Here is a 13,739-nt window from a genome sequence, read left to right on the forward strand (position 1 = left end):
GTGGCGAAACGGGCTGGTGACCGCGCGGTGATCCTGGGTGCAGTTGCGCGTGGCGCCGCGTTGGCCGGGGCGATGTCGCAGCCGGATAGCGGGACGGTAGCGGCGGCGGTTTCCGGTGAGGCGCCGGTGGTTGACGCTGTGACGAACGGTGTGCCCCGGTCCACCAACGCCAACGTCGATACCAGCGCAAAGGCTAATGTTGAAGGTGGCGTCGATGCCGAAGCCGGCGCCGGCGCCGCTCTGGGCCAGCCCAATCTCTCGCTGGCCGACATGCTCGACCTCTCCGCCGAGGACCTCGCGGAACGGCTGAAGCTCTGGCCCTCGCTCGGCAATCTCTGGGCCTTCACCGGCCGCGACGAACAGCAGCCGCCGCCGGGAGACTGGCGCACATGGCTTATCATGGGCGGGCGCGGCTCGGGCAAGACGCGGGCAGGGGCCGAATGGGTGCATGCGATGGCGAGCGCCGGTCGCGTGTCGGATCTGCGCATCGCGCTGATCGCCGAAACGCTGGGCGACGCCCGCGAGGTGATGATCGATGGCATCTCGGGCATCATGCGGATCGCCCGCAGCCGCCGTCCCGAATTCGAGATCTCCCGCCGTCGGCTGGTCTGGCCGAACGGCGCGGTGGCGCAGATATTCTCTTCGGAAGATCCCGAAAGCCTGAGAGGGCCACAGTTTCATTTCGCCTGGAGCGACGAGCTCGCCAAGTGGAAGCATGGTCAGGAGACCTGGGACATGCTGCAGTTCGGCCTGCGGCTCGGCTCAGCGCCGCGCCAGCTGGTGACGACGACGCCACGCCCGGTGCCGCTGTTGAAGGCGCTGATATCGGACCCGACGACGCTGACGACGCGCATCAGCACCCGCGCCAATGCCCAAAACCTGGCGCCCGGCTTCATCGATGCGCTGGCAAACCGCTATGGCGGCACGCGGCTGGGGCGGCAGGAGCTGGATGGCGAGCTGATCGAGGATCGCGAGGATGCGCTCTGGCGCCGCGAGATGTTCGATGCCGTCACGATCCGCTTCTCCGGCGATCTCCGCCGCATCGTCGTGGCGGTCGATCCGCCGGCGGCGGCGGGGGCGACGTCTTGCTGCGGCATCGTTGTCGCGGGGCTGGATGCGAGCGGCCGCGCGGTGGTGCTGGCCGATTGCTCGGTGGAGGGCGCAAGCCCGGCGGGCTGGGCCGGTGCGGTGGCGAAAGCCTATCGCCGCTTCGCCGCCGACCGCGTTGTCGCCGAGATCAACCAGGGCGGCGATATGGTGACCGCGATGCTGAAAAGCATCGACGAGACGCTGCCGGTGACGACGGTGCGCGCCACGCGCGGCAAGTTCCTGCGCGCCGAACCGGTCGCGGCACTCTACGAGCAGGGGCGCGTCGCTCATGCCGGGCGCTTCATGGCGCTGGAAGATCAGATGTGTGATTTCGGCCCGGACGGATTATCCCAGGGCCGCTCGCCCGACCGGCTGGATGCTCTGGTCTGGGCGTTGACGGCTTTGATGCTTGAGGGTGGCGGGGAGCCGCGTGTGCGGGGTATTTGAAGCCTTGGCGGCGTATTGGCCACTTCCGGAGGGGTAGGCCGTGAGGGGGTGTTTGACACCCCCGGGCACTTGCGCTTAACGCTGCTGTTGCTGCGTCGCCGGACGTTGTGCTTGCGGCACGGGGCGAACCTGACGCCACTCGCTTTCGAGTTGGTCCGTCACGTGCTGGGGAATGATCGGCTGATTGCTGTGAACGGGCTGCGTCATGCGGTCCTCCGAAGACGAATTGAATGATGGATCATCACTGCCATGCGCCAAACGGTCTGTAAATCAGGGCCTTAAACGCTTTAAACGATTAAAATAAATTTAATCGATTAAGGACATCGAGTCCTCATCAGCTTTTAGGATTACACGCTATGGTTATCCACATCGACAGGCGGTTTTTCTTCGACACGGTGCGCGAGGCGCTGTTCAAGGGCACGCTTTCGGGTCCGCAGGTCGAGGGCATGACGGCTATACTGAATTTCTGGGAAGAGCGCATGGCCGACGCCGATCCGCGCTGGCTGGCCTATATCCTGGCGACCGCCTTTCACGAGACGGCCTATACCATGCAGCCCGTGCGCGAGACGCTGGCGACGAGCGATGCGCGCGCCGTCGAGATCCTGGAAAATGCATTCGCGAGCGGCAAGCTCTCCTGGGTGAAGACGCCCTACTGGCGGCCCGACGAGGACGGCAAGAGCTGGCTTGGCCGCGGCTTGGTGCAGCTCACCCACAAGCGCAATTACGAGGCGATGAGCGTTCTCACAGGCATCGATCTCGTCGCCGAGCCCGACCGGGCGATGGAGATGGGGCCGGCGGTGTCGATCCTGATCGAGGGCATGGTCCAGGGCAGCTTCTCCAAGCACAAGCTCGCCGACCATCTGAACGCGACGAATGACGACTGGATCAACGCGCGCCGCATCGTCAACGGCACCGACCGCGCCGAGAAACTGGCCGGCTACGGCAAGACCTTCCTCGCCGCCATCAGGCCCGAGCAGCCGACAGGCTGGTTCACCCGGTTGAAGCAGTGGCTGTGCCGTGGTATCGCCCGGCTTATGGGCTGAGCCCAATCAGACAGACAGGAGTTCCGCGTGATCCGCCACATCGTCTTCTTCACGGCGCCGATCGAAAACCTGGAAAAGGTGCGCGCCGGCTTGTCGATCCTGACGGCCATCCCGCACGCAAGGCTGCTGGAGATCGGCACCAATGTGAAGACCGACCAGCTCGGCACCGAGGTTGACCTGATCGTCTACGGCGAGTTCGACGACGAAGCAGCCCTTGCCGCCTACAAGGCGCACCCGAACTACCAGCTCTCCATCGACCTCGTGCGTCCCATCCGCGAAATGCGGATGGCGGCGGATTACGAGACTGATTTGGCGGTGAAACAGCCGCTGGGGTGATTGATGGCTTGGCTGTTCGTGCCTGTCGTTCGCCAACGAGGCGGCCTTGCAAATTGGCTTGTTGCTAACAAGAACTGTCTGTACTCGTTGCGACTGGAATTCAGTTGCGATGATGGGCGATCAATCGTGCCAACCGGATACGCAACGGTCTGATTGACAGGAAAGAGCTATGAAGCCGATCACCTACAAGGGCTATCAGGCCTCGGTCGAGTATCAGGACGGTACGCTGTTCATCAAGATACTGCATATCGACGATCTCCTGCTGGCGGAGTGCGAGGATTCCAGATTGGTGGAAGCTACCGCACGGGCTTTGATCGACGATTATATCCAGACCTGCATCGATGAAGGCCGCGATCCCGAGAAGCCCTTCAAGGGCTCGCTTAACATCCGCATGGACCCCACGCTGCACCGTCGCGCGGCCATGGCTGCCGCGGATGAGGACAAGTCGCTAAATGCGTGGATCTGCGAGGCGATCGCGGAGAAGGTCGATTGATGGTAGGATACGGACGTCAGACCCGGAGATTGCATATGCAAGAGGTTAGGCTGCAGATCACCGATCTCGACGGGTTCTTCGCCGATGCGATCGAGGCCGCCCGCCGCATCGACGGCGGTGACTTCAGCGTACAGCAGAGCGTTGTCGCCTTCGAGAGTATGGAGACGTTGCTGAAGACGCTCCCCGTGCGTCAATGGCGCCCGATCCCGGCGCGTAAGGATCGCAACTGACACTCTCAAGCGCCACAAACGCGCCGGTTGCCGCCGCGTGCATATTTCCGGTTTTATTTCAACCTGAAGTCGGATATTCCCATTGAGTTGGGAAAACACACGTTTCAGGAGATGAAATTGAAGATCATGGTGATGACGGCGGCGCTGCTGCTTTCGGGCGCGGGGTTGGCCGAGGCGGCTTCCTGCGAGGCGAATTTCAAGGTGTCGGGCGTACCGATGATGACGGCGCTGAGCTACAAGACGTGGCAGGAGTTTCCGAAGGCGAAATCCGCCGCCGTCTTGAAGAACCTCGCCCAGGCGGTCGCCGCCGAGGGCTTCTCCGGCATCAAGGTCAACAAGGAGCTCTCCTCGGTGGACGCCTACCAGGAAACGACAGGCAGCGGCCGCATCCAGACCCTGCGCGTCGTCGCCCGCCAGAAGGGTTCCGGCGTTCGCGTCGATGCCGTCTTCGATATCCAGGCCGGCCAGCTGACCACCAAGGAAGTGGTGCGCACCGGGCTTTGCAACATCATCGGCTCGGCGCTGTGATGCTGGCGGCCGGACAGGATCCGGCCACGCGTCCTTCTTGAGCATCCACGTCGCGGGGACATGCCCGCGACCGCCGCCCTTGAGACGGCTTGGGCTTCATCGCCCTGTACAGACGATAGCACCGGCCAATCGAGTGCCGGTGGCAGACATCAGGAAACCGGATCATGAACCTTCGATCTCTCCTGCCGTGGGGCTCCGCGGCGGGCCGTACACCTGTGCCCGAGCGCAAAGCCGCGGGCGGCTTCCTGTCGCTGACATCGGAGGGTAGGGCGAGCTGGACCGGCCGCTCCTACGCATCGCTGTCGCGCGAGGGCTTCATGCGCAATCCGGTGGCGCATCGCTGCGTGAGAATGGTCTCGGAAGCCGCCGCTTGCGTACCGCTGCTCATCTACGAGCAGGACCGCGAGCGGCCGGATCACCCGCTGCTTCATCTGCTGCGCCAGCCGAATGCCCGCATGAGCGGCCCCGATTTCTTCGAGGCGCTTTACGGCCATCTGCTGCTCYCGGGCAATGCCTATGTCGAGCCGGTCGAGATCGGCGGCGCGTTGCGCGAGCTGCATCTGCTCAGGCCCGATCGCATCGGCATCGTCGAGGGCCGCGACGGCTGGCCGGAGGCCTATGACTACCGCGCCGGCGGCCTCGTCCGCCGCTTTCCCGTCGAGACTAACGGGCTCGGCCTGCTGCACTTGAAACTCTTCCATCCGCTCGACGACCATCTCGGCTTTCCGCCGCTGGCCGCCGCCCAGGTGGCGCTCGATCTCTCCAATGCGGCCGCCACCTGGAACAAGGCGCTGCTGGATAATTCCGCGCGCCCCTCCGGCGCGCTCGTCTACCAGCCCAAGGAGGGCGGCAATCTCTCGCCCGATCAATATGAACGGCTGAAACAGGAGCTCGACGAGGGCTATTCCGGCCCGATGCGCGCCGGCCGGCCGCTGCTGCTCGAAGGCGGGCTCGACTGGAAATCCATGGGCCTTTCGCCCAAGGACATGGACTTCGTCGAGGCCCGCAATGGCGCCGCCCGCGACATCGCGCTCGCCTTCGGCGTGCCCCCCATGCTGCTCGGCATCCCCGGCGACAACACCTACGCCAACTACCAGGAAGCCAACCGCGCCTTCTACAGGCTGACGGTGCTGCCGATGCTGACCCGCACGCTGGCGGCGCTATCCTCCTGGGCGGCGCAAGGCTATGGCGATGGGCTGCGGCTGGAGCCGGATCTCGACAAGGTCGCGGGTCTCTCGGCCGAGCGCGGCGAGCTCTGGAAACGCGTGGGCGAGGCGGCGTTTCTGACGGATGAGGAGAAGCGGCAGGCGGTGGGGTATTGAGGGGGGGGCGTATGGCCAATTGCAGGCATGGAGTGTAAATTATAGCGATGCACTCAAAGCTTCCTCACGGTCTGACATACCAGCCGGGTTTCATCTCCGAGGATATGGCTGACGCGCTCGTCGCGGCGCTGGATGGATCGCGCTGGGACGAAACCCTGAAACGCCGCGTCCAGCATTTCGGATACCGCTATGACTATCGCGCCAGGGCGGTGACCGGTGATGCCTATCTTGGGGCGCTGCCGGATTGGCTTCGCGACGTGGTTGCCCGCCTGGTATCGGGTCAGCACTTCGTACAGCCGCCCGATCAGGTGATCGCCAACGAATATCATTCGGGGCAGGGGATCAGCGCCCATGTCGATTGCGTGCCGTGCTTCGGCGACAACATCGCCTCGCTCAGCCTGCTGTCACCCTGCGAAATGATTTTCCGTCATCCTGCTACCGGCGAGAAGCGGAGGTTGATGCTGGAGCCGCGTTCGCTGCTGAAGATGGATGGCCCGGCGCGCTATGAATGGACGCACGAGATTCCAGCGCGGCTTGCCGATATCGTCGACGGCGAAAAGCGCGTACGGCGGCGGCGGATATCGCTGACGTTTCGCAATGTGGTCAAGACGACGGATGAAGGGATTGCGTTGAGGCCCGCTTCGAAATTTGTTATACACCGTATTACAAATCGAGGAGCCAGCCGATGACCAAGCCCGTTCTCTCCGACCCGATTGCCCTGCGCATTCCAGAAGACATGCTGAAGGACATCGAGACCATCGCCAAGGCCACCGACCGCAGCCGCAGCTGGGTCATTGTCCGGGCGCTGAAATATTACCTGATGGAAGAGGGGAATGATGTTCTGCAGACGCTGAAGGGCGAAGAGCAGATCCGCAATGGCGAGACCGTCGATTTCGAGGAGTTCATGCGGGAGCTGACATCCTCTCCCAGAGATGACGCGGCATGATGAAGGTCATTCTTTCCAAGGATGCCGCCGACTATCTCAGCCACGAATATGGCTATCTGAGCGCGTTCAATTCCCGCGCTGCCGACACCGCCATGGCGCGAATTCAGGGCGGCATCAGAAGGCTCGCCGCCTATCCTCAGATCGGTGCTCCTGTGCCAATGCTGTCGGGACGCCGTCAGTTGGTCGTCGGCCCCTATATCATTACCTACCGCATTGGCCGCGATGCTATCATGGTCTCGGACATCACTCACGGTAGACAGCGCGAGCAACTGGACAGGGATGACGGGCTCGACGAGAGCGACTGACGCGTCAAGAGCACCGCGCGGGTTTTGAACCTTGTTGGGCCGATCTCATCGGCAATTGATTCATCGTGTGAACAGCCGGACTCAATCTTGGAGCGGCTGTCCGCAACAGATTCAAAAGACAGCAGAATTGAACCGGCCGTAGCATCGCTGCGACGGAAGACGCGCGTCTCTCGCGCACCCACACACCCCCACCACAAAGGCCCAAACCAATGGCCGATTTCTCCAACGATACCAGTCTCTGGGCGACCAGGGCGCTGGGCGCGTCGGCGGGTGCCGCCGTGTCGCTGATCTATCTTTTGCCGAAGAGTCGGCGCGAGGCGGCGAGCCGGTTTTTCACCGGGCTTTCCTGCGGCATCGTCTTTGGCGGCCCCAGTGGGATCTGGATCGCCGAGCGGCTGGATCTGGTCGGCCAGCTCTCCGCGGTCGAGGTGATGCTGTCGGGCTCGGCCGCCTCCAGCCTCTGCGCATGGTGGGGCCTCGGCATTCTCCAGCGCATCGCCGGCCGATACGGCGCCCGTAACCGGTAAGGCACCGGCCAAATATCCATGAAACGAGGAGCATGATCATGACCGCAAGCCGCGCGCTGGCGCGAACCCCCACGCGCTTGTCCACCCGGGCCATTCCCGGCGCGGATACGCGCAAGTTCGCCAATCTGGAGCTGCGTGGCCTCAGCCGCGATGGCACCTTTTCCGGCTATGCCAGCGTTTTCGGCGAGGTCGATCTCGGCAAGGATGCGATCGAGCGCGGCGCCTTTCTGCGCTCGCTGAAGACACGCGGCGCGGCGGGCGTGCGCATGCTCTTCCAGCATGACCCGGCCGAGCCGATCGGCGCCTGGAAGACGATCCGCGAAGATAGCCGCGGGCTCTATGTCGAGGGCGTGCTCGCCGATGGCGTCAGCCGCGCCCGCGAGGTGCACCAGCTTTTGAAGAACGGCGCGCTGGATGGCCTGTCGATCGGCTTTCGCACCGTCCGCGCCAAGACCGACGCCAAGTCCGGGGTGCGCCGGATCCTGGAGGCCGACCTCTGGGAGATCTCGGTGGTGACCTTCCCCATGCTGCCGTCCGCCCGCGTGCAGAACATCAAGAATGCGCGGTGGTTCCGCGACAAGGAGACCGAGCTCGTCCGCGCCATGCGCCGGGCCGCCCGGATGATGCTGCAAGACACCTTCAAGTAGACCTTCAAAAAAGGATGATTCCGCAATGACCAACACGCAGATTGCCGAGAAAATCGCCCCCGAGATCAAGGCCGCGCCGGAAATGACCGCCGCCTTCGACGAGTTCATGGAAGCCTTCGAGGCCTTCAAGGAAACCAACGACGCCAGGCTCGGCGAGATCGAGCAGAAGCTGACATCCGACGTCGTCACCCGCGACAAGATGGACCGCATCAGCCGCGCGATGGACGAGCAGAAGAAGGTGCTGGACCAGCTAGCACTGAAAAAGGCCCGCCCGCCGCTCGGCCGCACCGCATCGTTGGGCGCAGAAACCACCGAGCACAAGCAGGCTTTCGAGCAGTATATCCGCCGCGGCGACGAGGCCGGCCTGCGCGAGATCGAGGCCAAGGCGATGTCATCGGGCTCCGGCGCCGATGGCGGCTATCTCGTGCCCGACGAGACCGACAGCGCCATCGGCCGTCGCCTCTCCGTCGTGTCGCCGATACGCTCGATCGCGACCGTGCGCCAGGTCTCCGGTGCTGTGCTGAAGAAGCCCTTCGCGATCTCCGGCATGGCCTCCGGTTGGGTGGCCGAGACCGCGGCGCGGCCGCAGACCAATGGCGCCCAGCTTGCCGAGCTCTCTTTCCCGACGATGGAACTCTACGCCATGCCGGCCGCCACCCAGGCGCTGCTGGACGATGCCGCCGTCGATATCGAGGCGTGGATTTCGAGCGAGGTCGACACGGTCTTCGCCGAGCAGGAAGGCGCGGCCTTCGTCGCCGGCGATGGTGTCAACAAGCCGAAGGGGCTGCTGGCCTATACCGCGGTCGCCGACAGCGCCTGGAGCTGGGGCAATCTCGGCTACATCGCCACCGGCGCCGCCGGCGGCTTCAAGGCGACCGGGGCCTCCGACACGCTGATCGACACGATCTACTCGCTGAAGGCCGGCCATCGCCAGAACGCCAACTTCGTGATGAACCGCAGAACCCAGGCCGAGGTGCGCAAGCTGAAGGACGCCGAAGGCCGCTACCTCTGGCAACCGCCGGCAACGGCAGGCGAAGCCGCCTCGCTGGTTGGCTTCCCCGTCGTCGAGGCGGAGGACATGCCTGACATCGCTGCCAATGCGATGGCCATCGCCTTCGGGGATTTTCGTGCGGGCTATCTGGTGGTTGATCGCACGGGCGTGCGGGTGCTGCGCGACCCCTATTCGGCCAAGCCGTATGTGTTGTTTTACACGACGAAACGGGTTGGCGGCGGGGTGCAGAACTTCGAGGCGATCAAGCTGGTGAAGTTTGCGGTGAGTTGAGTGGGTGAGGGGGGCTCCGGGCGCGGTGCGGCTGAGGTTGTGCCGCGCGGCGTCGAATGCGGTTGGCGTAGTACCTAGTGGCCCGAATGTAGCTTGTGTCGCGCCCGGAGCCCCTCATCCGACCCTTCGGGCCACCTTCTCCCCGTGGGGGAGAAGGGGAGGTCGGCGCGAGCGGCCCGCCCCGAGTCTCTTCTCCCCAGCGGGGAGAAGGTGCCGGCAGGCGGATGAGGGGGCCACTTGCTCCAGCCTCTCACAGGCACCCATCACACCATATCACCAGGAACCCCACCCATGACCTACGCCCTCGTCACCCCACCCGCATCCGAACCCATCACCCTCGCCGAGACCAAATCCCACCTCCGCCTCGACGACACCAACGAGGACACGCTGCTCGCCGCCCTCATCCGCACCGCACGCGAGCACCTGGAGCGCACCACCGGCCTCAGCCTCATCACCCAGACCTGGCGCCTCTATCTTGATTCAGTTCCTGAAGACGGCGTGATTCAGATCGCGAGAGGTCCGGTCCAAGCCATTGAAAGCCTGACACTTTACGACGCCTCGGGCGAAGAGCTCCAACTCCCGTTGACCGGCCATATCCTCGACGGCCACGCCCGCCCTGCGCGCCTCGTGCTCGGCCGCGCCGTCTGTGCGGGCCAGCAGATCAACGGTATCGAGATCGACTTCACCTCAGGCTTCGGCGAGAGCGGTGCCGAGGTGCCGGATACGCTGAAGCGGGCGATGCTGATGCATGTCGCGCAGATGTTTGCGTTCAGGGGCACGGTCGCGGCGGAGGATCAGCCGGCGGATATTCCCGCAGGCTACGACCGCCTGATCGCCCCTTCATGATCAGGAGGCTCTGATGCGCTCGGTCTTCTTCGACCCCGGCCAGATGACGGCGCGGCTGGCGCTGGAAGCGCCCGTCGAAACCTCGGATGGCCAGGGCGGCGCCACCGTCTCGTTTATCGAGACTGCCTCATTCTGGGCCCGCATCGAACCGGTGAGCGAACTGCGCGAGGAACAGGCGGGCGCCGATGTCTTCACGCTGACGCACCGCATCTGGCTGCGCTTCCGCGACGATATCCAAGCCGGCATGCGGCTGCGCAAGGGCGCGCGCGTCTTTGCGATCCGTGCCTGGCGCGACCCCGACGAGCGTGGCAACTATCTCGCCTGCCTGTGCGAGGAGGAGGGCCGATGAGCGCCGCCAACCAATTGCTGACTGCCATCCAGGCGCGCCTTGCCGACGACACGGAACTGTCCGCCGTGATCGGCCCCGAAGGCCTGCGCGACCGCTTGGTCTCCGGCCGAAAACTCCCCGCCATCATCGTCGCCGATCTAGTAAGCAACGACTATTCCACGGCGACCGAAACCGGCGCCGAGCACCTGCTGACGCTCGAAATCTGGACCGACGCCGGCGGCCGGAAAGAGGCCGCGACCATTGCCGAACGCCTGCACGCCTTGTTGCATGACGCGCCGCTATCGCTGGAAACGCACCACCTGGTCGGCCTGCTGCATCTTTCGAGCCGCACCCGGCGTGAACAGAAGACCAGGCTGCATGTCGCCGAGATCCGGTTCCGGGCGGTGACGGAGGCTGTCATTAGCTGAGTTTGCGACGTGTGCGCTGGCTCAGGCGACCTGAATAACCGGCTTCGCGCGGCGGATAAGGCTTGCCAGCATCAGCACGAGGCCGAAGGCGAGTGCTGCGAGCGTGCAGCACAGGGCCATCACCATGCCGGCGCCGGCGCGGTCGAGGATGGCGGTGAAGATGATGGGGCCGGCGGCGTTGGCGATGTTTTGCGGCAGCGACAGGCGGGCGGCCTGCAGGCCGTATTCGCGCGGCGAAAACAGCGCCAGCGGCAGCAGCGCGCGGGCAACGGCCATGACGCCGGCGCCGAAACTGTAGATCACGATGAAGCCGACCAGAAGCGATGTCGAGGGCGGGACGATGAGGATCACTCCGAAGCTCGCCACCATCAGGCCGATCCCGGCGATGGCGCTGACGATGGGGCTGCCGCGCTTGCCGAGCAGCATGTCCATGCCGCGCGCCGTTATGCCGATGACCCCACGCGCCGAGCCGAGCTGTAGCGCGAGCACCGGCGCGGCGCCGTATTGGCGCAGGACCTCCAGCAGCGATGGCGCCAGGCCGAAGGTCACGAAGCTCGATAGCGTCGTTGCCGCCGCAAGCAGCAGGAAGGCCTTGCGGCGATCGTCAGGCGAAAGATCGACCGGCGCCGCATGCATCTCGGTGGATCCCTCTTGCGCGGCGGCCGGGCGCGGCAGGCCGAAGAGATAGAGCGGCAGGCAGACGCACAATTGCAGCGCCGCGCAGATGATGAAGGTGATCCGCCAGCCGAACTGGGCATCGAGCATGCTGAGGATCGGCCAGAACAGCGCGCTGGAGAGCCCGGTAAAGAGCATCAGGATGGCGATGACGCGTTTGCTGTTGAGGCCCTCGCGCTCGACGACGGCGGTATAGGTCGGCGCCGTCAGGCCGAGCGCGCCGCCGATGCCGATCACGATCCAGGAGATCGTATAGAGCACGATACCCTCTGTCGCGGCCAGCATGAGAAGGCCGGCGGCGAAAGTGACGGATGAGGCGGCAAGCACGGGCACGGCGCCGTGGCGCTGCAACAGCCGGCCGATCGTCGGGCCGAGAAGCGCAAGGACGACCATCATCACGGTCAGGCCGCCAAAGACGATTTCGTTCGCCAGCCCAAGATCGGGCGCGATCACCCGGCCCATGACACCAAGCATGTCGAACGTCGTGCCCCAGCCGATGAGCTGCGTCACGGTGAGCACGGCAATCATCTGTGTCGAACGCAGCGGGAAGGCCCGGGACATGGTGTGGATTTCGGCGAAGGGAAGGGATCAAAGCGGTCGTAGCATCTTCGCCGCCAGGTTCAAAGTGACAAGTCGATGACATCGCGGGCGTCCCATCGGGGCGCCCTTTTTCGTGAAAGGGATGAGGCCATGGTGGCGCAGAAGGGCAAGGATCTGCTGTTGAGGGTTTTCAACGGCACGGATTATGAAACGGTGGCGGGGCTGCGCTCGAAGCGGCTGGCCTTCAATGCCGAGACGGTGGATGTGACCGATGCCGAAAGCGCCGGGCGCTGGCGCGAGCTTTTGGGCGGCGCCGGCGTGCAGCGGGCTTCGGTGTCGGGTTCAGGCATCTTCAAAGACGCGGCCTCCGACCAGCTGGTGCGCAACGCCTTCTTCAATGCCTCGATCCTGAGCTGGCAGATTGTCGTGCCGGATTTCGGCAGCGTCACCGGGCCGTTCCAGGCGAGCGCGCTCGAATATTCCGGCCAGTATAATGGCGAGGTGATGTTCGAGCTGGCGCTGGAATCGGCCGGTGCGATCAGCTTCGAGGTGCTGTGATGGCGGGCGGGCGGCAAGGGGCCGCCATCGGGCGAAGAGCCAACCGCCGGCGTGGCGAGATCGAGGCCGAGATCGACGGCGAGCGGCGGGTTTTGTGTCTGACGCTGGGGGCCTTGGCGGAGCTTGAGACGGCGTTTTCGGTCGATAGCCTGAATGGGCTGGCCGAGCGTTTCTCCGGCGGCCGGCTGAAGGCGGCGGATATGATCCGCATCATCGGCGCCGGCCTGCGCGGCGGCGGCAATCTCTATTCCGACGAGGATGTGGCGGAGGCCGATATCGAGGGCGGCATCGGCGGCTATGCCGCGATCGTCGGCGATTTGCTGACGGCGACGTTTTCGGGGGATGGCGCGGACGCCTCCGCGCGCCCCCTCTAGCCGCAGCGGGCATGAAGACCACGGACAGTGCGGGGCCCACGCCTTTCCCCTGGGCGCGGGTTCTGCATGTCGGTCTCTGCCTGCTGCGGCTTCCCCCGCAATCCTTCTGGGCGATGACGCCGGTGGAATTTCACGCCGCCGCCGGTGGCCTCTCGCCGCCGCGTCCCGCCGTCTCCCGCGCCGATCTCGATGGGCTGATGGCCCGTTTTCCGGACAGCCGGACGATACACGAAACGAGGAACGACCATGACCGATGATCAGACGGACCTCTCAGCCATGACCGACGAGGCGGCGACGCTGCGGCGCGCGCTGGACGATCTCGAGGGCCGCTCGCGCTCCTTCGGCTCGGCGCTGTCAGGGGCGCTGCGCAGCGCGGTCTCGGGCGGCAAGGGGCTGGACGATGTGTTGCGTGGGCTGGCCAATCGCATGACGGATATCGCGCTACAGGCCGGTCTGAAGCCGTTGGAGACGATGCTCTCGGGCGCCGCCTCCAGTCTCTTCGGTGGCGCCGGCAAGCTGCTGCCCTTCGCCGATGGCGGTGTGGTTTCGCAGCCCACCTATTTTCCTCTCGGCGGCGACATGGGGCTGATGGGCGAGGCGGGCAGCGAAGCGATCCTGCCCTTGCGGCGCGGCGCCGACGGTTCGCTCGGCGTCGCCGCTTCGGGGGCGGGCTCGCAGCCGCAGATCGTCTTCAACGTTAGCGCGACGGATGCCGAGAGCTTCCGAAAGAGCGAGGCGCAGATTTCCTCGATGCTGGCGCGCACCGCGATGCGCGGCCAGCGCAACCTGTGAGGT

22 protein-coding genes are annotated in these 13,739 nt (G+C 64.9%); 20 read left to right on the forward strand and 2 right to left on the reverse strand.

Translation table 11 applies throughout. The annotated features are described in order from the left end of the window. Positions 1-270: 270 nt before the first annotated feature. Complete coding sequence (locus tag AC1DOG_RS09285; protein WP_477928134.1) at positions 271-1,536, forward strand: DNA-packaging protein; 1,266 nt, start codon at positions 271-273, stop codon at positions 1,534-1,536. Positions 1,537-1,611: 75 nt separating this feature from the next. Here the strand turns inward: AC1DOG_RS09285 and AC1DOG_RS09290 are convergent, their stop codons facing one another. Then, positions 1,612-1,743 (reverse strand): hypothetical protein, encoded by a 132-nt coding sequence (locus tag AC1DOG_RS09290; RefSeq protein ID WP_018898946.1) that lies wholly within the window; start codon positions 1,741-1,743, stop codon positions 1,612-1,614. A 149-nt stretch (positions 1,744-1,892) separates the two neighbouring features. Here AC1DOG_RS09290 and AC1DOG_RS09295 point away from each other — a divergent pair, with 149 nt between their 5' ends. From AC1DOG_RS09295 to AC1DOG_RS09365, 15 genes are all read left to right on the forward strand, one after another. Beyond that, a complete protein-coding gene (locus AC1DOG_RS09295) occupies positions 1,893-2,579 on the forward strand; it encodes a hypothetical protein (RefSeq protein WP_477927507.1) in 687 nt (228 codons plus the stop codon). Between the two features lie 27 nt (positions 2,580-2,606). Continuing rightward, positions 2,607-2,915, forward strand: a complete 309-nt coding sequence (locus AC1DOG_RS09300; protein WP_477927509.1) for a Dabb family protein — start codon at positions 2,607-2,609, stop codon at positions 2,913-2,915. A gap of 169 nt (positions 2,916-3,084) precedes the next feature. After that, a complete protein-coding gene (locus tag AC1DOG_RS09305; RefSeq protein WP_113199260.1) occupies positions 3,085-3,408 on the forward strand; it encodes a type II toxin-antitoxin system HicB family antitoxin in 324 nt (107 codons plus the stop codon). Between the two features lie 35 nt (positions 3,409-3,443). Continuing rightward, the gene (locus tag AC1DOG_RS09310; protein ID WP_477927511.1) at positions 3,444-3,638 is read left to right on the forward strand and encodes a hypothetical protein; all 195 of its coding nucleotides are present in this window, start codon (positions 3,444-3,446) and stop codon (positions 3,636-3,638) included. Between the two features lie 126 nt (positions 3,639-3,764). Continuing rightward, on the forward strand, positions 3,765-4,166 hold the full coding sequence (locus AC1DOG_RS09315; protein ID WP_037111316.1) for a hypothetical protein: 402 nt from the start codon (positions 3,765-3,767) through the stop codon (positions 4,164-4,166). Positions 4,167-4,330: 164 nt separating this feature from the next. Continuing rightward, on the forward strand, positions 4,331-5,488 hold the full coding sequence (locus AC1DOG_RS09320; protein WP_477927513.1) for a phage portal protein: 1,158 nt from the start codon (positions 4,331-4,333) through the stop codon (positions 5,486-5,488). Positions 5,489-5,535: 47 nt separating this feature from the next. After that, the gene (locus AC1DOG_RS09325; protein WP_477927515.1) at positions 5,536-6,177 is read left to right on the forward strand and encodes an alpha-ketoglutarate-dependent dioxygenase AlkB; all 642 of its coding nucleotides are present in this window, start codon (positions 5,536-5,538) and stop codon (positions 6,175-6,177) included. Beyond that, on the forward strand, positions 6,174-6,434 hold the full coding sequence (locus AC1DOG_RS09330) for a CopG family ribbon-helix-helix protein (RefSeq protein WP_111561014.1): 261 nt from the start codon (positions 6,174-6,176) through the stop codon (positions 6,432-6,434). The genes AC1DOG_RS09325 and AC1DOG_RS09330 overlap by 4 nt, the downstream gene beginning before the upstream one ends. Further along, positions 6,431-6,739, forward strand: coding sequence for a type II toxin-antitoxin system RelE/ParE family toxin (locus AC1DOG_RS09335; RefSeq protein ID WP_477927517.1), 309 nt, complete (start codon positions 6,431-6,433; stop codon positions 6,737-6,739). Before AC1DOG_RS09330 ends, AC1DOG_RS09335 begins: the two co-directional genes overlap by 4 nt. Before the next feature lie 209 nt (positions 6,740-6,948). Further along, a complete protein-coding gene (locus tag AC1DOG_RS09340) occupies positions 6,949-7,266 on the forward strand; it encodes a DUF6107 family protein (protein WP_477927519.1) in 318 nt (105 codons plus the stop codon). A 38-nt stretch (positions 7,267-7,304) separates the two neighbouring features. Beyond that, positions 7,305-7,913, forward strand: coding sequence for an HK97 family phage prohead protease (locus AC1DOG_RS09345; RefSeq protein ID WP_477927521.1), 609 nt, complete (start codon positions 7,305-7,307; stop codon positions 7,911-7,913). Between the two features lie 25 nt (positions 7,914-7,938). Further along, a complete protein-coding gene (locus AC1DOG_RS09350) occupies positions 7,939-9,195 on the forward strand; it encodes a phage major capsid protein (protein ID WP_477927523.1) in 1,257 nt (418 codons plus the stop codon). Between the two features lie 291 nt (positions 9,196-9,486). Beyond that, positions 9,487-10,041, forward strand: a complete 555-nt coding sequence (locus AC1DOG_RS09355) for a head-tail connector protein (protein ID WP_477927525.1) — start codon at positions 9,487-9,489, stop codon at positions 10,039-10,041. Positions 10,042-10,054: 13 nt separating this feature from the next. Next, positions 10,055-10,390, forward strand: a complete 336-nt coding sequence (locus tag AC1DOG_RS09360) for a phage head closure protein (protein ID WP_477927527.1) — start codon at positions 10,055-10,057, stop codon at positions 10,388-10,390. Further along, complete coding sequence (locus AC1DOG_RS09365) at positions 10,387-10,797, forward strand: DUF3168 domain-containing protein (RefSeq protein WP_477927529.1); 411 nt, start codon at positions 10,387-10,389, stop codon at positions 10,795-10,797. Before AC1DOG_RS09360 ends, AC1DOG_RS09365 begins: the two co-directional genes overlap by 4 nt. Before the next feature lie 21 nt (positions 10,798-10,818). On the opposite strand, the gene AC1DOG_RS09370 is transcribed toward AC1DOG_RS09365, so the two are convergent. After that, positions 10,819-12,033 (reverse strand): MFS transporter, encoded by a 1,215-nt coding sequence (locus AC1DOG_RS09370; RefSeq protein WP_477927531.1) that lies wholly within the window; start codon positions 12,031-12,033, stop codon positions 10,819-10,821. Positions 12,034-12,162: 129 nt separating this feature from the next. Here AC1DOG_RS09370 and AC1DOG_RS09375 point away from each other — a divergent pair, with 129 nt between their 5' ends. From AC1DOG_RS09375 to AC1DOG_RS09390, 4 genes are read left to right on the forward strand one after another with little or no spacing between them, the layout of a single operon-like run. Beyond that, on the forward strand, positions 12,163-12,570 hold the full coding sequence (locus AC1DOG_RS09375) for a phage major tail protein, TP901-1 family (RefSeq protein ID WP_113011121.1): 408 nt from the start codon (positions 12,163-12,165) through the stop codon (positions 12,568-12,570). Continuing rightward, complete coding sequence (locus AC1DOG_RS09380) at positions 12,570-12,944, forward strand: gene transfer agent family protein (protein ID WP_477927533.1); 375 nt, start codon at positions 12,570-12,572, stop codon at positions 12,942-12,944. Before AC1DOG_RS09375 ends, AC1DOG_RS09380 begins: the two co-directional genes overlap by 1 nt. Positions 12,945-12,955: 11 nt before the next feature. Beyond that, complete coding sequence (locus tag AC1DOG_RS09385) at positions 12,956-13,201, forward strand: rcc01693 family protein (RefSeq protein ID WP_477927535.1); 246 nt, start codon at positions 12,956-12,958, stop codon at positions 13,199-13,201. Further along, entirely contained in the window at positions 13,191-13,736 is a 546-nt protein-coding gene (locus AC1DOG_RS09390; protein WP_477927537.1) for a phage tail tape measure protein, read from the forward strand. The genes AC1DOG_RS09385 and AC1DOG_RS09390 overlap by 11 nt, the downstream gene beginning before the upstream one ends. Positions 13,737-13,739 lie beyond the last annotated feature (3 nt).

Source organism: Rhizobium sp. 01N48 (genome assembly GCF_056399145.1).